This window comes from Vibrio sp. 10N.222.51.C5 (assembly GCF_041474575.1).
In the GTDB taxonomy this organism is placed as follows: domain Bacteria; phylum Pseudomonadota; class Gammaproteobacteria; order Enterobacterales; family Vibrionaceae; genus Vibrio; species Vibrio crassostreae_C.
The window spans coordinates 23,082-46,682 of sequence record NZ_JBFRUJ010000037.1 but is presented as its reverse complement, the minus strand read 5'-3'; the positions used below and the strand labels follow the sequence as shown (position 1 = coordinate 46,682).

The 23,601-nt window shown below is 43.8% G+C and carries 15 protein-coding genes and 1 riboswitch; of the genes, 9 read left to right on the top strand and 6 right to left on the bottom strand.

Going from position 1 to position 23,601, the window contains the following annotated elements; all coding sequences use genetic code 11:
* Positions 1-789: 789 nt before the first annotated feature.
* Positions 790-2,070 (bottom strand): sodium:proton antiporter, encoded by a 1,281-nt coding sequence (locus AB4558_RS12385; RefSeq protein WP_017061334.1) that lies wholly within the window; start codon positions 2,068-2,070, stop codon positions 790-792.
* Positions 2,071-2,239: 169 nt separating this feature from the next.
* Between AB4558_RS12385 and metH the strand changes: the two genes are divergently transcribed.
* Positions 2,240-5,917: a methionine synthase gene (metH, locus tag AB4558_RS12380; protein ID WP_372158844.1), complete on the top strand. Its 3,678-nt coding sequence runs from the start codon at positions 2,240-2,242 to the stop codon at positions 5,915-5,917.
* Positions 5,918-6,023: 106 nt separating this feature from the next.
* Here the strand turns inward: metH and lysC are convergent, their stop codons facing one another.
* Entirely contained in the window at positions 6,024-7,391 is a 1,368-nt protein-coding gene (gene lysC / locus AB4558_RS12375; RefSeq protein WP_372072816.1) for a lysine-sensitive aspartokinase 3, read from the bottom strand.
* 108 nt (positions 7,392-7,499) lie between these two features.
* Positions 7,500-7,677, bottom strand: a riboswitch (Lysine riboswitch).
* 176 nt (positions 7,678-7,853) lie between these two features.
* Here lysC and AB4558_RS12370 point away from each other — a divergent pair.
* Positions 7,854-8,993 carry an alanine--glyoxylate aminotransferase family protein gene (locus AB4558_RS12370; RefSeq protein WP_017061337.1) on the top strand — a complete coding sequence of 380 codons (1,140 nt, stop codon included), beginning with the start codon at positions 7,854-7,856 and terminating at the stop codon, positions 8,991-8,993.
* Positions 8,994-9,105: 112 nt separating this feature from the next.
* On the opposite strand, the gene AB4558_RS12365 is transcribed toward AB4558_RS12370, so the two are convergent.
* The 4 genes from AB4558_RS12365 to AB4558_RS12350 form a co-directional block, all read right to left on the bottom strand.
* Positions 9,106-10,869, bottom strand: a complete 1,764-nt coding sequence (locus AB4558_RS12365; RefSeq protein WP_372072813.1) for a PglL family O-oligosaccharyltransferase — start codon at positions 10,867-10,869, stop codon at positions 9,106-9,108.
* A 96-nt stretch (positions 10,870-10,965) separates the two neighbouring features.
* On the bottom strand, positions 10,966-13,797 hold the full coding sequence (gene uvrA, locus AB4558_RS12360; protein WP_017061339.1) for an excinuclease ABC subunit UvrA: 2,832 nt from the start codon (positions 13,795-13,797) through the stop codon (positions 10,966-10,968).
* 149 nt (positions 13,798-13,946) lie between these two features.
* Positions 13,947-14,819 (bottom strand): UTP--glucose-1-phosphate uridylyltransferase GalU, encoded by an 873-nt coding sequence (gene galU / locus AB4558_RS12355; RefSeq protein ID WP_017061340.1) that lies wholly within the window; start codon positions 14,817-14,819, stop codon positions 13,947-13,949.
* 157 nt (positions 14,820-14,976) lie between these two features.
* Positions 14,977-15,624 carry a LuxR C-terminal-related transcriptional regulator gene (locus tag AB4558_RS12350; RefSeq protein WP_029235092.1) on the bottom strand — a complete coding sequence of 216 codons (648 nt, stop codon included), beginning with the start codon at positions 15,622-15,624 and terminating at the stop codon, positions 14,977-14,979.
* 278 nt (positions 15,625-15,902) lie between these two features.
* Between AB4558_RS12350 and AB4558_RS12345 the strand changes: the two genes are divergently transcribed.
* The 7 genes from AB4558_RS12345 (at position 15,903) to AB4558_RS12315 (ending at position 23,601) form a co-directional block, all read left to right on the top strand.
* The gene (locus AB4558_RS12345; RefSeq protein ID WP_017061342.1) at positions 15,903-16,460 is read left to right on the top strand and encodes a single-stranded DNA-binding protein; all 558 of its coding nucleotides are present in this window, start codon (positions 15,903-15,905) and stop codon (positions 16,458-16,460) included.
* Between the two features lie 162 nt (positions 16,461-16,622).
* The gene (csrD, locus tag AB4558_RS12340) at positions 16,623-18,638 is read left to right on the top strand and encodes an RNase E specificity factor CsrD (protein ID WP_017065935.1); all 2,016 of its coding nucleotides are present in this window, start codon (positions 16,623-16,625) and stop codon (positions 18,636-18,638) included.
* Positions 18,639-18,640: 2 nt separating this feature from the next.
* Positions 18,641-20,083 carry an MSHA biogenesis protein MshI gene (locus AB4558_RS12335; RefSeq protein ID WP_372073145.1) on the top strand — a complete coding sequence of 481 codons (1,443 nt, stop codon included), beginning with the start codon at positions 18,641-18,643 and terminating at the stop codon, positions 20,081-20,083.
* Positions 20,083-20,730 (top strand): type 4a pilus biogenesis protein PilO, encoded by a 648-nt coding sequence (pilO, locus tag AB4558_RS12330; RefSeq protein WP_017061345.1) that lies wholly within the window; start codon positions 20,083-20,085, stop codon positions 20,728-20,730. The genes AB4558_RS12335 and pilO overlap by 1 nt, the downstream gene beginning before the upstream one ends.
* The gene (locus tag AB4558_RS12325) at positions 20,723-21,055 is read left to right on the top strand and encodes a hypothetical protein (RefSeq protein ID WP_017061346.1); all 333 of its coding nucleotides are present in this window, start codon (positions 20,723-20,725) and stop codon (positions 21,053-21,055) included. Before pilO ends, AB4558_RS12325 begins: the two co-directional genes overlap by 8 nt.
* 15 nt (positions 21,056-21,070) lie before the next feature.
* Complete coding sequence (gene mshL / locus AB4558_RS12320) at positions 21,071-22,708, top strand: pilus (MSHA type) biogenesis protein MshL (RefSeq protein WP_017068726.1); 1,638 nt, start codon at positions 21,071-21,073, stop codon at positions 22,706-22,708.
* 53 nt (positions 22,709-22,761) lie between these two features.
* Positions 22,762-23,601, top strand: a complete 840-nt coding sequence (locus AB4558_RS12315; protein ID WP_017061348.1) for an ExeA family protein — start codon at positions 22,762-22,764, stop codon at positions 23,599-23,601.

Genomic DNA, 23,601 nt, shown 5'->3' with positions numbered 1-23,601 from the left:
TTTTCCGGATTGGTATAATATACGCCATTAGCAAAGCCGCGGATTCTCCTACTTACCAAAACAGCGCGTGTTGGGAGTCTAAACCTCCAACCTTTCCATATACTAAGCCTCAGCAGAAATACTGGGGCTTTTTTGTATCTGCTGCTTCTACGAAGTAATGTTGGGATAACTAGGCGCTCCTAGCTCACCTGCGTGCTCGAATCTCCGGAGTGCCTACTCATTCCAGCCTTGCCATATTTAAGACTCTAGTCTGCACGTCTCGGCAGAAATGCTAGCGCTTTTTATTCCTGTCATTTTTACAAGTATCACTTGAAGTACCATGTGTTCCTTTAGCTATCTCTATCGAACACTGATTTAGTGCAGCCTTGCTGTATTTAATGACTTAGTTCAAAGCTAAAGCTTTCTGTTCACCACTCATCTAGCTCCGTAGTCCTGTTAATAACTAACGCTATTCTAGCGAGACGTTGAGTCCCGTTATTTTTGTTTCCAGGTGAAAGGTGAAGCCTTTCGATTGAAGCTTATATAACTTGAGAGTGGGTTATTGGGTAGACTAGCGAGTGGGCAGAAGAACTAATTCTCTGTATGACTTAAGCTCCTTAAAGAGTTCTGTCCACCCACATTAAGGCTTTCGATTACTCAAATATTAGCGGTATCAAATATCGATATGAGCTCTATGTTCCACGCATATCTTTCAGCGATAGCTCCAGTATGGGAATTGGTGAGTTTGACTTTCATTGGGTATAAAAAAGGCCACCTAAAGTAGGCGGCTTTGGTTGATCTATCTAGGTGTTAATCTAGCTCTTTCTCTGCTTGTTTTGCTTTCTCTATCATAGGAGTGATTGTTGAGCCTTGAACTAGAATAGAGAACACAACAACGGCGTATGTCATGACAAGGATTATCTCTTTTACATCTATTGCTTTGTCTTCAATTACCCAGATACCTGAAGGGATCGAAAGTGCCATGGCTAATGCTAAGCCACCGCGTAAGCCACCCCAAGTTAGAATCTTAATCGACCACGGGTTGTAAGTTCTAAAGCGTTTAAATCCGATGTAAGACAAGAAAACACTCAAGTAACGTGCACTCAATACTAGAGGGACTGCGAACGCCATTAAGATCCAGTCTTCTTGGTGGAATTTGAATAACAGCATCGACATACCAATTAGTAGGAATAATACGCCGTTTAAGAATTCATCTATCAACTCCCAGAAATGATCTAGGTGATCTTCACTCTCTTTCGAGAATCCGATAAAGCGAGTCCAGTTACCAATCATGATACCTGATACCACCATCGCTAATGGGCCTGATACATGTAGAACTTCAGCAAACGCATAACCAGCAGTTGGGATGCCGATGGTTAATAGCAACTCCATCGAGTGGTCATCGGTATTGCTGATTAGGTAGTGGAATACAAGACCTAAAACAAAACCATAGACAATGCCGCCAATCGCCTCTTGAACGAATAGCATGGTCACACTACCGACGGTTGGCGCTTCTGTGCCGAATGCGATAGTAAATAGGGTTACGAAGATAACTAAGCCAAAACCATCGTTGAATAGAGATTCTCCCTCGATTTGAGTAGAGATTCTTCTGGGAGCGTCGAGTTTCTTTACTATTGCTAGCACGGCGATGGGATCGGTTGGAGAGATTAGCGAGCCAAAGAGTAGGCAGTAAATCAGATCAAATTGAATACCGATGAACTGGCAAAACCCGTACAGCACAAAACCGATAAAGAATGTTGAAAACAGCGTAGCACCTAACGCGAGTACTGTTATTTCCCATTTCTGGTCTTTTAGGTTTGGTAATTTGATTCCCAAACCGCCTGCAAATAGTAAGAATCCTAATATCCCTTTTAGAAGGAAATCTTCAAAATTGATACTGGCAACGGTCTCTGAGGCAATGTCTGCCAATTGGAACCAATTATTTTGTCCCGCAATGATAATCAATAGAGATAACATCATTGAGCCAGCTGTGATGGCGATGGTTGTCTGCATTTTACCAATTTTTGTATTCACGAAAGCAATAAGCATGGCTGCAGCGGACAAGAAGCATAAGGTGTAATAGACCGACATTGGGATTCCAACATGTAACAAAGTATGAATATGAATTTTCGTTGTCTCATGCTCAAATAGCAAACATTTTTTTGTCATGACTCAGTAATCAATTTCCTTTTTTAGACGTCTAGACTCCTTTTTAATGTGTGATAGGATGGAGGGATAATTAAAGGAATGAGGTTGTACCGTGGGAAGTAATGTAAGGCAAAAGATTGACGCTCTGTTGAAGCAACGAATTTTACTGATTGATGGTGGCATGGGCACCATGATTCAGGATTATAAATTGGAAGAGCAAGACTATCGTGGTGAACGCTTTGCTGATTGGCACAGTGACTTGAAGGGCAACAATGACCTTTTAGTTCTTACACAGCCTAAACTTATCAAAGATATCCATATGGAGTATTTGGAAGCTGGGGCTGACATCCTCGAAACCAATACCTTTAACGCTACAACCATCGCTATGGCCGACTATGATATGGAAAGCCTTAGTGAAGAGATTAACTTTGCTGCTGCCAAGCTTGCTCGTGAAGCAGCTGATGAATGGACTGCAAAGACCCCAGATAAACCTCGCTTCGTCGCGGGTGTATTAGGTCCAACCAACCGAACTTGTTCTATCTCGCCTGATGTAAACGATCCAGGTTACCGTAATGTTAGCTTTGACGAACTGGTTGAAGCCTATTCTGAATCGACTCGCGCGCTCATTAAGGGCGGTTCAGATTTAATTCTTATTGAAACTATCTTTGATACGTTAAACGCGAAAGCGTGTGCCTTTGCCGTTGAATCTGTTTTTGAAGAGGTGGGTATTGCTCTTCCAGTGATGATTTCCGGTACCATCACTGACGCATCAGGTCGTACCCTTTCAGGACAGACGACAGAAGCATTCTACAACGCCCTTCGTCATGTAAAACCAATCTCATTTGGATTGAACTGTGCATTGGGCCCTGATGAACTGCGTGAGTATGTCGGTGAGATGTCTCGTATCTCAGAGTGCAATGTTTCTGCTCACCCTAATGCGGGTTTGCCTAATGCATTTGGTGAGTATGACCTTTCTCCTGAGGATATGGCTGAACATGTTAAAGAGTGGGCTGAAAGTGGCTTCTTGAACCTAATTGGTGGGTGTTGTGGTACTACTCCAGAGCATATCCGTCAAATGGCTGAGGCCGTTGAAGGTGTAACGCCGCGTCAATTGCCAGACTTACCAGTTTCTTGTCGTCTTTCGGGACTAGAGCCACTGACGATAGCTAAAGAATCTTTGTTCGTGAATGTAGGTGAGCGGACCAATGTCACTGGTTCTGCGCGTTTCAAGCGTTTGATCAAAGAAGAGCTTTACGACGAAGCATTGAGTGTTGCTCGCGAGCAAGTCGAAAATGGCGCTCAGATTATCGATATCAACATGGATGAAGGGATGCTAGACGCCGAGGCGTGTATGGTTAAATTCCTGAATCTATGTGCTTCAGAACCTGAAATCTCGAAAGTACCTGTTATGGTCGATTCTTCTAAGTGGGAAGTTATCGAAGCTGGCCTAAAGTGTATTCAAGGCAAAGGCATCGTTAACTCAATCTCTCTAAAAGAAGGCAAAGAGAAGTTTGTTGAGCAAGCCAAATTAGTTCGTCGTTATGGTGCTGCTGTCATCGTGATGGCGTTTGATGAAGTCGGGCAGGCTGATACTCGAGAGCGTAAAGTCGAAATCTGTACCAATGCCTACAACATTCTTGTTGATGAAGTCGGTTTCCCACCAGAAGATATTATTTTTGACCCGAATATTTTCGCAGTGGCTACTGGTATCGATGAGCATAATAACTATGCGGTTGATTTCATTGAAGCAGTAGGAGACATCAAACGCGATCTCCCGCATGCGATGATCTCTGGCGGTGTGTCGAATGTTTCATTCTCATTCCGTGGTAATAACTACGTCCGTGAGGCTATTCACGCGGTATTCCTATATCACTGTTTTAAAAACGGTATGGATATGGGCATTGTAAACGCTGGTCAGTTGGAAATTTACGATAATGTTCCAGAAGATCTGCGTGATGCTGTTGAAGATGTCGTACTAAACCGTCGTGATGATTCGACTGAAAGATTGCTGGATATGGCGACTGAATACCTAGAGCGTGCTGTTGGTAAGGTTGAAGATAAATCTGCATTAGAGTGGCGAACTTGGCCTGTAGAGAAGCGTTTGGAGCACTCTTTGGTAAAAGGTATCACCGACTTTATTGTTGAAGATACCGAAGAAGCTCGTGTTAATGCCTCTCGTCCTATTGAAGTGATTGAAGGTCCTCTAATGGACGGAATGAACGTTGTTGGTGACCTGTTTGGTGAAGGTAAGATGTTCTTACCACAGGTTGTAAAGTCTGCGCGTGTGATGAAACAGGCGGTTGCCCATTTAGAACCATTCATTAATGCATCCAAAGAAGTAGGCGCAACTAACGGTAAGATTTTGTTAGCGACCGTTAAAGGTGACGTTCACGATATCGGTAAAAATATCGTTGGTGTGGTTTTACAGTGTAATAACTACGAAATTATCGACTTAGGTGTGATGGTTTCTTGCGAGAAGATTCTCAAGGTAGCGAAAGAAGAGAATGTCGACATTATTGGCCTGTCTGGGCTGATTACACCGTCTCTTGATGAAATGGTACATGTTGCTAAAGAAATGGAGAGACAGGGTTTCAAGCTGCCTCTTCTGATTGGCGGCGCAACCACATCTAAAGCTCACACAGCAGTTAAGATTGAGCAGAATTATTCAGAACCTGTTGTATACGTAAATAATGCCTCGCGTGCAGTGGGTGTTTGTACTTCACTACTTTCTGATGAATTGAAACCCGCTTTCGTTGAGAAGCTGGATATCGATTACGATCGCGTTCGAAATCAGCACAATCGTAAGAAGCCTCGTACCAAGCCTGTCACGCTTGAAAGAGCTCGTGCCAATAAAGTTGCTATCGATTGGGATGCGTATACGCCACCGGCACCCGCTAAGCCGGGAGTTCACATCTTCAATGATTTTGATGTGGCAACTTTGCGTCAGTACATCGATTGGACTCCATTCTTTATGACATGGTCATTGGTTGGTAAATACCCTGCAATCCTTGATCATGAAGAAGTGGGTGAAGAGGCAAAACGTTTATTCAAAGATGCTAATGATTTACTGGATCGCATAGAGAAAGAGAAGCTGCTTGAAGCGCGTGGTATGTGTGCCATGTTCCCAGCGAACAGTGTTGGTGATGATATTGAGGTGTATACCGATGAATCTCGTACCGAAGTTCTAAAAGTTCTACACAATCTTCGTCAACAAACAGAGAAACCAAAAGGCTTTAACTACTGTTTGTCTGATTACATTGCGCCAAAAGAAAGCGGTAAAGCGGATTGGATTGGTGGCTTTGCGGTTACGGGTGGTATTGGTGAGCGAGAGCTGGCTGATGAATACAAAGCGAAAGGCGATGACTACAACGCGATTATGATTCAGGCGGTTGCTGACCGATTGGCTGAGGCGTTCGCGGAATATCTGCATAAAGAAGTGAGAAAGGATATTTGGGGTTACTCGCCAGATGAGAATTTGTCTAACGACGATTTGATTCGAGAGAAATACCAAGGTATTCGTCCAGCTCCAGGTTACCCTGCTTGCCCAGAGCATACAGAGAAAGGTACGTTGTGGGAGCTGATGGACGTTGAAAAGGCAATCGATATGTCATTAACGACAAGCTACGCGATGTGGCCTGGTGCCTCAGTGTCTGGTATGTATTTCTCACACCCTGATGCTAGATACTTTGCTATTGCACAGATTCAACAGGATCAAGTGGATAGCTATGCTGACCGCAAAGGTTGGGATATGTTAGAAGCCGAGAAGTGGTTAGGTCCTAACATTAACTAGTTTGAATCTATGATGAGCTTTGATTCGTAAAGTAAAAAGAGAAAGGGTTGCTGAATAGCAACCCTTTTTGTATTTGTGATTTATCTGTCGATGATAAACGGACTTTCTATTCAAATAATTCTTGGTGCAGTTTTTGAATCGCCAACTTAGAAACAGATTCATTTAGTAAGAAGCACAGGTTGTGTGGGCTTGCACCGTAACAAATCATGCGTAGGTTGAAGTCTTCAAGAGTGCCGAAGACCTGCTTTGCATAGCCTTTGCTTTCACTCATGTTGTTACCAATAAGAGCAACAAGGCATAGGTCGTGTTCAATATCTACAGAACACAGCTCCTCAAGCTCAATGCGAGCGGCTTCAGGTAACTCAGGGGCACCACCAGAGGTATCCGTTTGATCGAGTGTTAGTGAAACACTGATCTCTGAAGTGGTGATAAGATCGACCGAGATCTTATGTTTAGCAAGGATCTCGAATACCTTTGCCAAAAAGCCATAGGCATGGAACATATTAGCGCTACGTAGCGTAACCATGGTTTGGTTGCAGCGTAGGGCAAGCGCTCTAAATAGAGGAGAGCTCTCAACTTCTTGACGAATCCAAGTACCACCTAACTCTGGCGCTTTAGAAGAGCCGACAAATACCGGTATTTGGTGGCGTAATGCAGGTACTAGAGTCGATGGATGCAAGATCTTCGCACCAAAGTTTGCCATTTCCGATGCTTCACTAAAGCTGATCTCTGGGATAGGAGAAGCTTTAGGTGCAATACGAGGGTCAGTGGTGTAAATACCCGGAACATCCGTCCAGATTTCTAGACCAATCGCCTTTACAGATTCGGCAATCAATGCTGCTGAGTAATCACTGCCACCGCGGCCTAAAGTCGTGGTGTTGCCTTCGCTATCAGCACCGATAAAACCTTGTGTAACGACAACTTGTTGTTGGCAAAGTGGAATAAGTTTCTGTTGCGCTAGAGCGGCAATATCTTCTAGTTGAGGTTCGGCTTTACCAAAATCATCATTAGTACGCATCACATCTCTGATATCAAAGCGAACAGCAGGAGTGCCTCGTTCAGAGATGATCTGAGCCAAGATGTGTGTCGACATCAACTCGCCACATGCGACAAGGTGATCCGTCAGTTTAGTACTTGTTTGGAATGATGCGGCCTCTGCAGCGCTCGCAATGTCATCAAGAATGCTGTGGACTTCTTTTTCGATGCTGATTGGATCTGCGAGTTGGTCAAGAATTGCGTTGTGAATGTCCGCTAATTGCGCCATTAGTTCCTGACGACGAGCTTTGTCTTGAACACCATGTGCTAGTTCAACCAGCAAGTTAGTGACACCAGAGCATGCACTACTCACGACCAGTTTCGTGTTTGAGTTGTTTTCAATAATGGCAGCACAACGGCTCATTGCTTCAAAGTTGGCAACACTTGTTCCACCAAACTTAGCGACATTAAAAGAACCAGCTACATTAGATGCACTCACGATATATCTCCCACGACTTCCTAAAATAAAATTACGGTTGGGTAATCCAACGTCCGATGTTTTTCGAAGAGAGTTTTAGAGCAAAAAGAGAGGAATTATTAGAATAGTAACCTCAGAAGCTCTTCACCATATAGAAATGGCGACAGTTGACGGGATTCAGCCCGCTCAACCGATAATAAAGGTCCTGCATCCTTTTATTATCTCGGCACTGCTCCCCATAAATGTTTTGTATTGGAAATGCGGTTCCACAAAACATCTGCCTGGGCAGTGCTCCTCTTCTGCTAGATAGCCGTTTCATTGAACGTTTTTGTGGTAACAATGTCAATCCGTAACTTGAGATAATTGAAAAATAATTTTAACAATTATGTGACAGTGGTTTGACCTCAATACTTATGGCTAATTGCTGAGGTAATCAATTTGCTTTAGGGTGGATTGTTCACAACATTAACGTAAGGGATGTACATGTCTAATTTACCACTCACTACTGCTATCGATAGCTTTTATCCACCACACCGAACGTTAATGGGACCTGGTCCTTCAGATATCTCACCTCAAGTGTTACAGGCTTTGAGCCGTCCAACCATAGGTCACTTAGATCCGCTGTTTATTGCGATGATGGACGAGCTTAAACAGCTTCTTAAATACGCTTTTCAGACTGAAAACGAATTTACGATTGCCGTTTCTGCACCGGGCAGTGCGGGTATGGAGACCTGTTTTGTTAACTTGATTGAGCCTGGTGAAAAGGTGATTGTTTGTCGTAACGGTGTCTTCGGTGAGCGTATGCGAGAAAACGTGGTGCGTTGTGGTGGCGAAGCCATCCTTGTTGATGACGAATGGGGCAAGCCCGTTTCAGTTGAAAAGGTAGAACAAGCATTGGCAGAAAACCCCGATGCCGTTGCTGTTGCATTTGTGCATGCAGAGACATCAACCGGAGCGTTATCTGATGCTCAAGCTATCTCTGCTGTCGCTCGTCAGTTTGATGCGTTAACGATTGTTGATGCAGTGACATCATTAGGTGGTGTGCCATTGCTGGTTGATGAGTGGCAGCTTGATGCGGTTTATTCTGGCAGCCAAAAGTGTCTGTCTTGTGTGCCAGGGCTATCTCCAGTGACTTTCTCTCAGCGTGCGGTTGATAAAATGAAAGCCCGTAAAGCACCAGTGCAAAGCTGGTTTTTGGATCAAAGTTTAGTATTAGGTTACTGGAGTGGAGAAGGTAAGCGTAGCTACCACCATACCGCACCCGTGAACAGCCTTTATGCTCTGCATGAGTCGCTGGTTTTGTTGAAAAATGAAGGCTTAGATAATGCGTGGTCTCGTCATCATGCGATGCACCAAGAGCTTAAAGAAGGCGTAGAAGCTCTAGGGTTAAAGTTTGTGGTTGATGAAGAGAGCCGCCTGCCGCAGCTTAATGCACTTTATTTCCCAGAAGGAATTGATGAGGCTAAGATCAGAACGCAGCTTTTAGAAGAATATAATCTTGAAATCGGTGCTGGGCTTGGCTCTTTGGCTGGTAAGGCATGGCGTATCGGCCTAATGGGTTACGGTGCTCGTAAAGAGAATGTCGCGTTGTGCCTAAAAGCGCTAAAAGATGTTTTGAAGTAGCTGCATGAACTGAAATTAAAAAGAAAAGCGCACGAGAGATCGTGCGCTTTTTTGTATCTACCCCAAGCTCCTACTGCCTACTAAGTGAAGCTTGCGTTGCGAATTCTTAACATTATTCTGCAGACGAAACGTTATCTTCTGCTTGTGACACTTTCTTATACTGAACCTTTGAAAAGTCTCTGTTAGGGAATAAAAAGTTCGCTTCGCTACGAATTTGCTCTGCTTTACTTTCTTCTCCTAGGCCTTGATACGCCAGAATCAGATTGCTGTAGAAAGCCGGTCTTGGTTTGCTCTTAATGATCTCCAGTGACCAATCGATGTAAGGCTGTATAAGGCTCGGGTCGGCTTTGTAGAGGCCGATATTAAGGTAAGTGCTGTATATATCCCAATCGTAGCGATCTTTCCACACCACTGGGTTCGTTACCTGCTTAAGAATGTCCGGATTTTTCGGCTTAGACAGTTCAAACTTAGTCAGTACATAGTTGGTGTGCAGGGCGCTCAACATATAAAAACTGACCAAAATAGGGAGCACTAAGCTCAACACTCTAAATAGGGTCTTGCTGATGATACTGAACGACTGTTGATAATGTCGGGAAGAGCGCTGATCTACCCAGTAAATCAATATAATGAATGTTATCCAGTGAATCGCCGAGTGGTAAAAAGGATACTCAAGTTGAGAGTGCAAAAGGATTGGGATAAATAACGCGAGCAGGGCTAGACGTGTTCCCTTTGCTGAACTTGTTATGCGTGACATCACCAATATTGCAGCAATCAAGATTCCGATGATTGGTACAATCCCCCCTTCAACTCCCCAAAACAGGAACTCATTGTGCGGGTGATCCATTGAAGGAAGACCTGGATGATAGTTCGAGTTGAGTTGATGTTGGCGAGCTGTATATAGCGTGTATTCAGACTCAAATTTCCCGTAACCATAACCTGTAAATGGCTTTTCGATCATCATATCTAAAGCTTGCGGGAACGTATAAGCGCGCGGGCTTTCTAGGTTCGCTTTCTTGCTAGCGAGGCTATCAGTCGCACTTAGGCTGATCACCGAAAAAGCGACGACGACACCGACGAGCACTGATGCGCACCATCCGTAGAAGCGTTTCTTGGTCGAGAACTTGTATAGATAGGGCAGAATGCAGATAAACCCAATGACAGCGGCCAACCATCCGGTACGTGATGCAATGATGATCAGCAAGGGCACGGTTAAGGTTGGAGTTAAATACAGTAGGAATGATTCGCTGATCTTATGGTTATATTTAGCCGGCTGCCTTGCTAAAAGGTAAGCGGACAGCACAAAACCAGTAGCAAGAAAGCTTGCCATTACATTCGGTTGTTGAAATATCCCATATGGTCGGTTTGCAGAAGTGTTGTAGCCAAATAGGTTGCCAGGTTCTAATAAGAAATATTGCACATAGCCAAATAGTGCTTGTATAACAACAGCAAGTACAATGAACCACAACATACGTTGCTTGTGTTTATTGCTGAACTTAAATTGCTGCAGCACCACAAATAAGGCAAAGCCCGCCCACAATCCAAGCAAGCGTCCTGACGCTCCTTGAGGTGCAGCATTGCTGTATAAAATGGGTAGCGTGAGTATGATGCAGCTAATCAACAAGCCAATTGTTAATTTGGAATACTTGAGTACTCGATTGGTCGCGAGTTGGTAAAAGCCAATCGCTAGCGTGAAGCTTAGCGCTAGCCAAGTGGTAGGGTTAAAGGATAGAGCAAGGCCCGAACCACCAGGATTCGGCATAAAAAAATGCATAGCTAACAAGAATACAACAGCTAAAGAAGCCAGAAATGCTTTGTTGAGTGGTAGCTGAGTGATCTGATTTTCTAGCTGAGTACCGCTAGTGTGTATTGTTGCCATAAATCCCTAACCTTATAAAAACAGAGCTTGTTCCTTCTGAAACAAGCTCTGTTACTTTAACATTTTTCTGTCTGCCCGCAGGGCGCTATTTTACACCTACTTCAAATTTAACATAGGCTTAAGGAAGCGAGCAGTGTGTGAACCTTCGACTAACGCCACATCTTCAGGTGTACCCTCTGCAACAATCTCACCACCACCTTGCCCACCTTCTGGGCCAAGATCTAGGATCCAGTCTGCTGTTTTAACGACATCTAGGTTGTGCTCAATCACGACAACTGTATTACCGTGATCACGCAGTCTATGTAATACCGTCAGTAGCTGCTGGATATCGTGGAAATGAAGGCCTGTTGTTGGCTCATCGAGAATGTATAAGGTTTTTCCCGTGTCTCGTTTAGACAGTTCACGCGCTAATTTAACACGCTGAGCTTCACCACCAGATAAGGTTGTAGCTGCTTGCCCTAAGCGAATGTAAGAGAGGCCAACGTCCATTAAAGTTTGCAGTTTACGAGCGATAACAGGTACCGGGTTGAAGTATTCACGAGCATCTTCCACAGTCATCTCTAGAACTTCGTCAATGGTTTTACCTTTGTAGCGGACCTCTAGAGTCTCACGGTTATAGCGCTTACCTTTACACACATCACAAGGCACATACACATCGGGTAAGAAGTGCATCTCTACCTTGATTACGCCGTCTCCCTGACAAGCCTCACAACGACCACCACGAACGTTAAAGCTGAATCGACCTGGCTTGTAACCACGAGAACGTGATTCCTGAGTGCCCGCGAATAGTTCACGAATAGGGGTGAAAATCCCTGTGTAGGTCGCAGGGTTTGATCTTGGTGTACGACCGATAGGGCTTTGATCTATGTCGATTACCTTATCAAAATGTTCTAACCCTTTAATCTTTTTGTGCTTTGCTGGAACTGCAGTCGTGGCACCGTTTAATTGAGTGTGGGCGACTTTAAAGAAGGTATCGTTGATAAGCGTTGATTTACCCGAACCTGATACGCCCGTAATACAACTGAACAAGCCAACAGGAATTGTCGCGGTCACATTCTTTAGGTTGTTCCCCGTTGCGCCAACGATCTCGACGACCTTTTTCTTGTCGATAGGCGTTCTCTTTTCAGGCACTGCAATTTCTTTAGCACCGCTCAGGTATTGGCCTGTCAAAGAGTTCGGGTTTTCGATGATGTCTTGCATGGTACCTTCTGCCACCACGTGACCACCGTGCACCCCTGCTCCTGGACCGATATCGATAACATGGTCAGCACAACGAATTGCATCTTCGTCATGTTCCACAACAAGTACCGTATTACCTAAGTCTCTCAGGTGAATTAAGGTTTGCAATAGACGTTCATTATCGCGCTGGTGGAGACCAATTGATGGCTCATCAAGTACATACATAACGCCAACTAAACCGGCACCGATTTGGCTCGCCAAACGAATACGTTGCGCCTCACCACCAGACAGCGTTTCAGCACTGCGTGATAGGTTAAGGTAGTTCAAACCAACGTTGACTAAGAAATGCAGACGATCATTGATCTCTTTCATCACTTTATCTGCGATCTGCCCACGTTGACCGTCTAGCTTCAATTCTTGGAAAAATTGTAGTGCGTCAGCAATGCTAAGTTCAACGATTTCCGGAAGTGTTGTATCACCAATGAAAACATTACGAGCTTCTAATCTCAGGCGAGTGCCATCACAGCTAGAGCACGATTTGGTTGAGATGTATTTAGCAAGATCTTCACGCACTGCGCTCGATTCAGTATCACGGTAACGGCGCTCCAAGGTATTTAAAATGCCCTCAAATGGATGACGCTTAACCCGAATATCACCTCGGTCATTGATGTACTTGAATTCCACTTCAGTACGACCTGATCCTTTTAGAATGATCTCTTGAGTCTTTTTCGGTAGAGAATTAAATGGCGCATACAGATCAAAACCATAATGTTCTGACAGCGACGTTAGCATTTGGAAATAGTAGTAGTTCTTTTGATCCCAACCTTTTATCGCACCTTCAGCAATGCTTAGGTTCTCATCTAAAATCACTCGGCTTGGATCAAAATACTGTTGAACACCAAGACCATCACACGTACCACATGCTCCTGCCGGGTTATTAAATGAGAACAGGCGAGGCTCAAGCTCTTGCATGCTGTAACCACATTTAGGACAAGCGAAGTTAGCAGAGAATACGATCTCTTCTTGATCCGTTTCGTCCATCCAGCCGACGACAGCGATACCGCCAGAGAGCTCTAATGTGGTCTCGAATGACTCGGCTAAACGCTGTTGAAGATCAGGACGAACCTTGAATCTGTCTACCACAACTTCAATGGTGTGCTTCTTATGAAGTTCAAGTGCTGGTGGATCGGATAGATCACAGGTTTCACCATCAATTCGGGCTCGGATAAAGCCTTGCGCAGCTAAGTTTTCCAGTGTTTTAACATGCTCACCTTTGCGCTCTTTGACAATCGGTGCCATCAACATCATCTTTGAGCCTTCAGGCAGTTCTAAGACCTTATCGACCATTTGACTGATGGTTTGTGCTGCTAGAGGGATGTTGTGGTCTGGACAGCGAGGTTCGCCTACTCGCGCATACAATAATCTGAGGTAATCATAGACTTCGGTAATGGTACCGACGGTTGAGCGAGGGTTATGTGAAGTCGATTTTTGTTCTATTGAGATAGCTGGAGATAGACCTTCAATATGGTCGACATCAGGCTTTTCCATAAGAGATAGAAATTGACGAGCGTAAGCAGACAGAGATTCAACATAACGACGCTGACCTTCTGCGTAGAGTGTGTCAAACGCAAGTGACGACTTTCCTGAACCCGATAATCCGGTGATGACAGTCAGTTTGTCACGTGGAATGGTTAGGTTGACGTCTTTGAGGTTATGCGTACGAGCGCCTCTAATTTCTATTTTATCCATCTCAATAGACCATGTAATTTTAAGTGGCTAAAGTATTACATAGAGTGAGATTTGTGCAAAGTTTTACTGGATAAAAAAACAGTAAACAAAAAGGGCGACTCAAAGAGTCGCCCTTTCTAAAATCAGTAACGTTAGTGATTAACCAGTCGTTATGCTTCTTTCTTGGTCGAGTGTTTACCTAGCTCGATTTGCTGCTGGTCTTTCTTGTATAGGTTTTCGAAGCAGTAGTTTGTTGCTTCGATATAGCCTTCAACACTACCACAGTCAAAACGTTGGCCTTTAAATTTGTAAGCCAATACACAGCCTGCTTTTGCCTGTTTTAGCAATGCATCAGTGATCTGGATTTCGCCGCCTTTACCTGGTTCTGTCTGCTCGATTAATTCAAAGATATCTGGAGTCAGAATATAACGACCAATGATCGCTAGGTTGCTTGGTGCTGTACCTTGCTCTGGCTTCTCTACCATGTCATCAACTCGGAAAAGGTCATCTTTGATCATTTCGCCAGAGATAACACCGTACTTGTGAGTCTCTTCTTCTGGAACTTCTTGTACAGCAACAATAGAACAGCGGAACTGTTTGTATAGCGCAACCATCTGAGCTAGCACGCCTTGTTGCTCGTTCACACAAAGGTCATCAGCAAGTACTACTGCGAACGGTTCATCGCCTACAAGTTCGCGACCCGTTAAAATAGCATGGCCAAGGCCTTTCATCTCACGTTGACGAATGTAGGTGAAGTTTGCCGCTTCAATCGTTTCACGGATATTAACCAATAGGTCTTCTTTATTGGTGCCGCTAATCTGGTGCTCAAGCTCGTAGTTTTTATCAAAGTGATCCATGATCGAGTGCTTACCACGTCCAGTAACGATGCACATTCCATCCATACCAGCTTCGATAGCTTCCTCTACACCGTATTCAATCAGAGGCTTGTTTACTACAGGCATCATTTCTTTAGGCATTGACTTGGTTGCAGGTAAAAAACGTGTACCGTAGCCAGCTGCCGGGAAAAGGCACTTTTTGATCATGATAAGACCCTTTATCTATAATAATTATTGATTCAACCTGAGTGGTTGATATTTCTGAGGGCAACTCTAGCATAAGTTATGTCGAAAATTCAGCAACAATAGCCATGGTTTACTAGAGCTTCCCTCAAAATTATCGTCAGACTAAGAGGTGGGTCGATTATGCAAGCAGGTTCTGGTTTGCCCATGCTATCGCTTGAACTCTATTTTTTACCGCAAGCTTACGGAATATTTGATAGAGGTGAGATTTAACCGTGAACTCACTAATAAACAAGTCATCGGCGATTTGTGTGTTTGAAGACCCGGATTGAAGACAGCGAATCACCTGGATCTCACGAATGGTTAAATCAACATTGGTTGGTGTGGTGTTGGTATTGACCATATTGCGATAATAAAACAACAGTTGATTGGTTACCTTCCTTGGCAGCCAGTTATCGCCATCAATGACTTCTTGAAGACCACGAGCAATCTTGTCCTTTTGTTCAGTGTTGTAAAAGAGTCCTTTTAGTACCCCATAGGTAAGAAGCTCTGAGGTTGGAAGTTGCTGGGGGACATTGAATAAAATGATTTCGTGATTTTTCCACATAACAGTCAGGTTAGGACAAATAATCAGTAGTTGTGGTACCTCTCTGTAATCGACGAGCAAGATCCGGTTACTCCGCTTTCTATCAACTAGCATTAATTCGTCGGGTGTCATTTTGTAGAGAACAATAGATAAATGCTTTTCTATCTCTTTTACATGTAGATAGGTATCGTTTGGGTCGATGCACAGAAAGTGTAAAGTGCGAGCGTATCTTGATTTTCTCATTGAAACGTCCTGTTTGAGTGGGATTAGATTCCACGTTGTCATGCAGGCTTTAGCTTCTCTAGCGCCTTGATAGTGACTTGCGTTGAATATCAATTATCAAAGTAAATGAGTGGTTTGTAAGTGGAGAAAAAAGCAACATCGCTCTGAATATCATGATTTGTTACGTTTTTATTCTTTGTAGTGAGGAGAGAATAGGAATGCGATTTATCACTGCAGAAAAGCATGCTATTCTTGTGCGCTAAAATTTTCTGAGACTATGAATTTAGACGGAGCAAATCATGGCTAGCCGTGGAGTTAACAAAGTTATATTAGTGGGTAACCTAGGTAATGACCCTGAAATTCGTTACATGCCAAATGGCGGCGCAGTAGCGAACATTACCATTGCAACGTCAGAGTCATGGCGTGATAAAGCAACTGGCGAGCAGCGTGAAAAAACAGAATGGCACCGTGTTGCTCTGTTTGGCAAGCTTGCGGAAGTTGCTGGTGAGTACCTACGTAAAGGTTCTCAAGTTTACATTGAAGGTCAACTTCAAACTCGTAAATGGCAAGATCAAAGCGGTCAAGATCGCTACACAACTGAAGTGGTTGTTCAAGGCTTCAATGGTGTAATGCAAATGCTTGGCGGCCGTGCTCAAGGTGGTGCTCCTGCTCAAGGTGGCATGGGTAACAACCAACAGCAAGGTGGTTGGGGTCAGCCACAGCAGCCACAACAACAGCAACAACAATACAGTGCTCCCGCTCAACAGCAGCCAAAAGCACCTCAACAAGCTCCTCAGCAGGCTCAACCTCAATATAATGAGCCGCCAATGGATTTTGATGATGACATCCCATTTTAGATCCCTGTTTTTAATATATTATAAAGACAGTATTAAATTGGAAAAAGCCGCGTTCATCGCGGCTTTTTGTTACCTACAATTCTTAACGCTTTATTTACAACGTCAATTTATAGTATAAGTAGCAATACGGTATAATGTGAGTTGAAAAGGATTTCGTTATTCATGAGATATACCCCGACACTAAAATTGAGCACTCGATTGGTCGCATTTGTCACCGTGATAGTGATCAGCGCGATGTTCATTCTTTTTATTGGTGGCACACTTTCCTTTAAGCGTATTGGACAGGAATATTTAGACCATTATTTGGTTGGCATTGTCGACGTTGTAGATAAAGAGATGGAAGACCCTGACGCCGCGTATTCAATGCAGCGTTGGATGCCTAAGATGTTGCAGGCGAGCAATATTGTTGAGATGAAACTCTCGAACAAGACCGGCATCGTTTATCGTTTCAAAGATACCTCCCCACAAATTGATCCCAATCGTCTTTATGAGAAAAGCTTCATTTTAGAGCGTAATGAAGGCTACCGAATCGAATTTAAAGCACTTCCTCCTTATATTGGCTACAACTACTCAATGGAAGCGATGTGGTCAATTACTTTGGCTGTCGCATTGGTTCTGTTCTGTCTTGCTCGCGGTGTTCGTTGGTTGAAAGAACAACTCATGGGTTCTGAAATCTTGGAAGAGCGAGGAAGAATGATCTTGGCCGGTCAGGTTGAAGCTCATGCAAAGGGAGATGAGCGAGAGTGGCCTTATACCGCAAGCGAAGCCTTAGATGTATTGATTGAAGAGCTACAAGATGCTCGTCAAGAACGAAGTCGCTTTGATACCTTTATTCGTACCCATACTTTCCTAGATAAACTCACGGGAACGGCAAACCGAGTTTTATTCGATAATAAGCTGGAATCGGCACTGCATGAAAGTGGTGCTCGAGGCGGTGTGTTACTGATACGTATCGACGAATGGGAGCAAGTTAGTGATGCTAACGATAAGCAAACCACAGACGGCTTTATTATTGAAGTCGGTGAAGTACTGTCGAATATCGTTCAACGCTATCCCGATGTCATTTTTTCTCGCTATTACGAAGCGGACTTTGCTGTATTTATCCCTCATCAGGGCGCAAAAGATATTGCGACCTTGGCTGCTCAGTGTTTAAGGCAGTTAGATAAGCTAACTCCGCCAGAGCCTTTAGAGTCGGATAACTGGTGTCATATTGGTGTGACCATGTATACAGAAGGTGAGCGTCATAGCCAGATCATGGATGAAACGGAAACGGCACTAAAGAGTGCTCAGTTAGAGCGTATTAATAACTGGAGCCGTTACCCGAAAGAGAATAAGAATGAGCTTGATAGAGGCAGTGTTCGTTGGAGAACATTACTTGATAAAGCGCTGCTTCCTGAAAATTTAGTAATCTTTGCTCAGCGGTGTTATCTTATGCCGGAATCTGGTCAAGTTAATGAATTGCATAGAGAAATATTTACTAGAATTCAGGATCCTGACAAAGGTTTATTGAAATCGTCTCGATTTATGCCTGCGGTAGAGCAAGTGGGTTATCAAGCTCAAATGGACCAATCGGTTCTAAAGGTTGTGTTGAAATCGTTGAAAGAATCAACTCAACCTATCAACTATTCAGTGAATCTGAATGTTACCCCGTTTGCTAATAAACAGCACTTTAAGTGGTTTAGGAGTGAGTTGTTACAGCTCTCTGCTCAACACCGCTCTCAGCTTGCGTTTGAATTTTCAGAAGGGCACTTGATTGCTCATCTTGATTATATGAGACCGGTGGCAAAGATGTTGCGAGGTTTAGGGTGTAAAGTTGTGGTTGGCCAAGCTGGGCGAACCATTGTTAGCACTCACTATATAAAGGATTTGAAGGTTAGTTATATTAAGCTTCATCGAAGCCTAATAAAGAAAATCGATCAAAGGCATGAGAACCAACTGTTTGTTCGCAGCTTAATTGGGGCGTGTGGTGATTCTCCAACTCAAGTTATTGCCGTTGGAGTCGAGACAAAACAAGAAAAGAATACCTTGATAGAGTTAGGCATTAACGGCTATCAAGGGAGATATTTCGACGAAGAACAACAAATTATCCCTTTGCCTAATCAAGCAGAAAAAGCCGCGAAAGCGGAATCTGTTGTCAAAGTTGGACGAAGAAATCGATGGCGTAAGAGTAGTAGTTAAGAATGAATTTTAAAGCGATTTTAGACAAAATAAAGCCAACGAATAATAAAGGTAGCTCGCAAGTTGTCTTGCTGGGCAATGACGCCATTTATATTTCATCGACAGAACAAGATCCTCAAGTAGCCAGCATTCCCGTGGTTAATGGGGACTGGGAGAGTGCGCTAAAAAAATCGCTTAGCAGTGAGGCGTTTACCAGTAATAGCGTCCAACTGATTGTCTGTGCTAACTACTACCAAACCTACCAAATTGATAAACCGGACATTCCAGAGAGTGAATGGTCGGTAGCACTGCCTTTTTTACTCAAAGATCTTGTTTCAGAAAGAGTCACGGAAATTACTGCGAGTGCGGTCGCGTTACCAACGTCGAACAAGCTGCAAGTATATGTCCTGCCTAAAAAGCTGTTGGACAAGCTTTTGAATATCACTAATTCGGCTCAGGTTGAATTAATAGGTGTTGCTCCTGAAGATGAAATCTGGGGTTACAGTGCAGGCGAACTGTCTAATTTCATTCTTTTACAACGTAGCGTCAATTCACACTTTAAATTGGGTGCGTTTGTCGAAAATACCGTTTGTTTTCAAAGAACCATCCGCAGTGTTGTGCCACCTTTAACGGGTGTTGCGTCAAGTGCTCTGCAGTTAGATGGCCTCGCTTTAGAGCTTCAACGCTCGATTGATTACCTTTCTTCTCAAATTAAAGGCACCCAGCTTCACCAGCTTAAAATCTGTTGTGACGAAGAAGATGAAGCAGAGTTACAAAGTGCCTTAAACAGTACATTGAGCTCGACAGTTTCACTGTTGGTTGAAGGTGAGCGTGATAATTCAGAGAGTTTGTTGCTTAAACTTGCAGCTGAAAAAGAGACGTTTAAGGTCAATCTTTACCCTGAACACCTTAAGCCTAAAAAAGAATATTTTACGCTGACCAATGTTGTTGCGAGCTGGGGAGTAATTTGTGTTTTGATGCTTGGTGGTTACTTCGCAATGCAGTATCAAGTTTCTAATCTAGATAAAGAGCTAACAGCCCTGCAACAAGACTCGAATCAACTTAACAAGCAAGTTAACCAATTGAATAGTAAGTTAACTCAGCATAAACCGTCTCCAGAGAAAGTCGCGGCGGTTGCGCGTCTCAAACGTGAGACTGAGGCTAAAAAAGAGGCTTTGAAGGCTGTTGGACAATACGACGAATCCCAACAAGTCGGGTATTCTGGCGTCATGAATTCCTTAGCTAAATTAGGCCGAAATGACATTTCTCTTTCGCACATCTACATGACCCACGATACTTTAGATCTTAGTGGCTTGGCTCGTAACGCAAATGTCGTTCCGAACTGGATTGGTCAGTTTAAAAGTGAGCTTAATTTAGTCGGACGCAGTTTTGAAAAACTAAAAATTGGCCGTAATGATCAGGATGTGGTGACGTTTGAGCTAAGTACTCGTCGGGAGAGTAAATAATGCAGCAGTGGAACCAGCTGAGCGATAAGTTTCTTGCATTAAGTCAAAGAGAAAAATGGCTACTTTTTGTGTGTGGTTTTGTTGGCCTATCGATGTTGTTGTTCACCTTATTGGTTGAGCCTGCGTATCTCGATCTACAAGCTAAAAATGCCAAGGCGAGCAGCCTGACTCAATCGAATCAAAGGCAGCAAGGTGAGTTACTTGTTCTGCAAGCTCAGTTAAACAAAGACCCAGACAAAGAAATTAATCGAGAGTACAAAAAGCTGCTGGTGGAGAGCCAAGATCTCTCTCTTCAGCTTTCTCAGATTGTTGATGGATTAATCACACCTTCTCAAATGTCGCAGTTACTGGAGAGCGTTCTTAACGCCGGTAATGGACTAAAGCTTGAATCGCTAGAGTCATTAAAACCAGAAGCGATTTCGAACAATAAAGAGACCAGCGAATATTCAGGCTACTTTCTTCACCCTGTAAGAATGGAGCTAACCGGCAGTTACTTTGATATCTCAGCTTACCTTCAAGCACTTGAGTCTCTACCTGTGAGTTACTACTGGCGCACATTTGAATACTCAGTAGAAGAATATCCTAAAGCTCGACTGGTGTTCGAGGTTTACACATTAGGTACTAGACAGGAGTTTATCGGTGGTTAGAACTCTTTTGTTGTCCTTGCTATTTAGTAGCTCTTTTGTGTGGGCTGAGCAAGATCCCACGGCGCCATTAGGCTGGCTTTCACCTCAACAGAAAACGGCGCCTGCTAAGAAAGCACCAACTCGTTATCGCTTGCCTTCTTTAGAAAGCATCGTGTGTAAGGGAGATACGCCTTGCTATGCGATTATGAATGGTCAGATTCTCGGACAAGGGGAAACGATCAGAGGGTACCGAGTTAAGAACATAGATCCAGAATACGTCACTCTGCAGAGAAGCTCTAAGCAGTGGAAATTAGAGATGTTCTCTTTAGATGTTAAGAATAATTAAGGTTAGAGTGAAGACATGCGTAAACTTGTAGTAGCAATCCTAGTGTCATCTTTAGTCGGCTGTTCGATGGGGCATAGAGATCCTGTTGAGATTAAAGAGTCTTTAAACGAATCAATTAATGAAGCCAATAGCAGAGCGCTTCATGAGCTGCCTTCGTCGGTTCAAGATGACCTTATGCCTCAGCTTAATTCTGACTCGATGTCTCCGGGGATGGAAACGGTTAAGCGTTTTCGTATTCAGGCAAAAGGCGTTGAAGCGAGAACTTTTTTTGCCAGCTTAGTGAAAGGTACGGAATATAGTGCGGCTATTCACCCAAGTGTGTCTGGAAACCTTACGCTTAATCTAACGGACGTGACGTTAGATGAGGTACTGGCTGTTGCTCAAGATATGTATGGCTACGATATTGAAAAGCGTGGCAAAGTGATTCAAGTTTATCCTGCCGGTCTTCGCACCGTAACGATCCCTGTCGATTACTTACAAGTTAAGCGTTCTGGTCGCTCACTAACGACGATCACCACCGGCACGATCTCTAACTCAGATTCGAATTCATCGAGCTCTTCAAACTCGAACTCAAACTCGTCAAATTCATCTAACTCTTCTAATTCATCAAACTCGACATCGAATGGTGGTACAGAGATTGAAACGACCTCTGAAAGTGATTTTTGGCCACAGCTTGAAGCGGCGGTTGCTCACTTAATTGGCTCGGGCGATGGGCAAAGCGTTGTCGTGACCCCGCAAGCGAGTGTGATTACAGTGCGTGCTTACCCTGACGAAATTCGTGAGGTTCGAGAGTTCTTAGGTATTTCTCAAAAACGCCTGCAGCGTCAAGTTATCCTAGAAGCCAAAATCATGGAAGTAACCTTGAGTGATGGTTACCAACAAGGTATTAGCTGGTCTAATTTATCTAAGTCGATTGGCAGCGGCGGTGTGGTAATTGATCGACCTGGTGGAACTTTGCCTCCATTAGATGCGATCAGCTCTTTGTTAGGCGGGCAAACCAACGTAACGATCTCAGATGGCAGTTTTGAAGCGGTATTGAGCTTTATGGATACTCAAGGTGACCTGAACGTTCTATCAAGCCCACGAGTCACAGCTGCAAACAACCAGAAAGCGGTTATCAAAGTGGGTACTGACGAATACTACGTGACGGATTTATCTAGCGCGGTAGGCAGTGGTGACAACGCGAACGTCGCACCTGAGGTTGAGTTAACTCCGTTCTTTTCGGGTATCTCCTTAGATGTGACCCCTCAGATAGATGATAAAGGTAGCGTATTCTTACATGTTCACCCAGCCGTTATTGAAGTAGAGGAAGAAGTAAAAGAGCTCAACCTAGGTTCAACAACGGGCTTGGTGCAACTTCCTTTGGCGAAAAGCTCTATTCGTGAATCTGACTCAGTGATTCGAGCTCGAGATGGCGATGTTGTGGTGATCGGTGGGTTAATGAAATCCAACACCAGTGATGTGACCTCTAAAGTTCCATTCCTCGGTGATATTCCAGCCTTAGGTCATTTGTTCCGTAACACCAATCAGTTAACGCAAAAAACTGAACTCGTGATCTTGCTTAAGCCAACGATCGTGGGTGTGAATACTTGGCAAAATGAGTTGGAGCGTTCACGTGATCTTCTTCAGCAGTGGTTCCCTGATGAAGAGTAATTGCTTACTTTCTCAATATAGAGTGGCAGTGTCTCACTAAGCTAGGTCGTCGTATGTATCAAGCTCACTTTGGTTTTGAACAACTGCCATTTACCTTAACGCCGAATACCGATTTCTTCTATGGTTTAGCGCCTCATTTCGAAGCGATTCAGACGGTAATCTCGGCGTTGGAAATGGGCGAGGGCGTGATTAAGGTGACCGGAGAGGTCGGCACTGGAAAAACCATGGTTTGCCGGATGTTGGTCAATCACCTACATGACTGTACAGCTCTGATCTACTTACCAAACCCTGTGTTATCAGGGGCAGACTTGCGCCAGGCGGTTGCAACAGAGCTTGGTTTAGCTGTCGATAATGAAGCAACCTTGGTTGATAACATTCAGCATAAGCTCATTGAATTGCACAATTCTGGTTTAAGAGTGGTGGCTATTCTTGATGAAGCTCAGGCTCTATCGGATGAAGCGCTCGAAACATTAAGGTTGTTTGGTAACCTTGAAACGGAAGATAAAAAACTGCTGCAGATTGTTCTATTAGGTCAGCCAGAATTGGATGCTCGATTAGAGGCTTATCACCTAAGGCAGTTTCGCCAAAGAATCACATTTAGTTCGACACTGAGACCGCTGAATCTCGATGAAACGGTGGCTTATATTGATAATCGAATCGCTAAATCTGGTGGCAGTCCTGAGTTATTCAGCTTGAATCAAAAAAAGGCGATCTGTCGTTCGTCGTTAGGTATCCCTAGATTGATAAACCAACTTTGCCATAAGGCTCTATTGCTTTCGTTCAGTGAAGATAAGAAAAGTATCGACAACCAACATCTTTTTTCAGCTATGCATGAAACGTACGATGTGTGTAAGCCTAAATTTAAAACGCCAATACTGTGGGGTTGGAATTAA

Coding starts and splice junctions, on each gene's coding strand:
- AB4558_RS12385 (WP_017061334.1), bottom strand. CDS start 2,070: ATGTCGGTCTATTACACCTTATGCTTCTTGTCCGCTGCAGCCATGCTT.
- AB4558_RS12370 (WP_017061337.1), top strand. CDS start 7,854: ATGTCTAATTTACCACTCACTACTGCTATCGATAGCTTTTATCCACCA.
- AB4558_RS12365 (WP_372072813.1), bottom strand. CDS start 10,869: ATGGCAACAATACACACTAGCGGTACTCAGCTAGAAAATCAGATCACT.
- uvrA (WP_017061339.1), bottom strand. CDS start 13,797: ATGGATAAAATAGAAATTAGAGGCGCTCGTACGCATAACCTCAAAGAC.
- galU (WP_017061340.1), bottom strand. CDS start 14,819: ATGATCAAAAAGTGCCTTTTCCCGGCAGCTGGCTACGGTACACGTTTT.
- AB4558_RS12350 (WP_029235092.1), bottom strand. CDS start 15,624: ATGAGAAAATCAAGATACGCTCGCACTTTACACTTTCTGTGCATCGAC.
- AB4558_RS12345 (WP_017061342.1), top strand. CDS start 15,903: ATGGCTAGCCGTGGAGTTAACAAAGTTATATTAGTGGGTAACCTAGGT.
- csrD (WP_017065935.1), top strand. CDS start 16,623: ATGAGATATACCCCGACACTAAAATTGAGCACTCGATTGGTCGCATTT.
- AB4558_RS12335 (WP_372073145.1), top strand. CDS start 18,641: ATGAATTTTAAAGCGATTTTAGACAAAATAAAGCCAACGAATAATAAA.
- pilO (WP_017061345.1), top strand. CDS start 20,083: ATGCAGCAGTGGAACCAGCTGAGCGATAAGTTTCTTGCATTAAGTCAA.
- mshL (WP_017068726.1), top strand. CDS start 21,071: ATGCGTAAACTTGTAGTAGCAATCCTAGTGTCATCTTTAGTCGGCTGT.
- AB4558_RS12315 (WP_017061348.1), top strand. CDS start 22,762: ATGTATCAAGCTCACTTTGGTTTTGAACAACTGCCATTTACCTTAACG.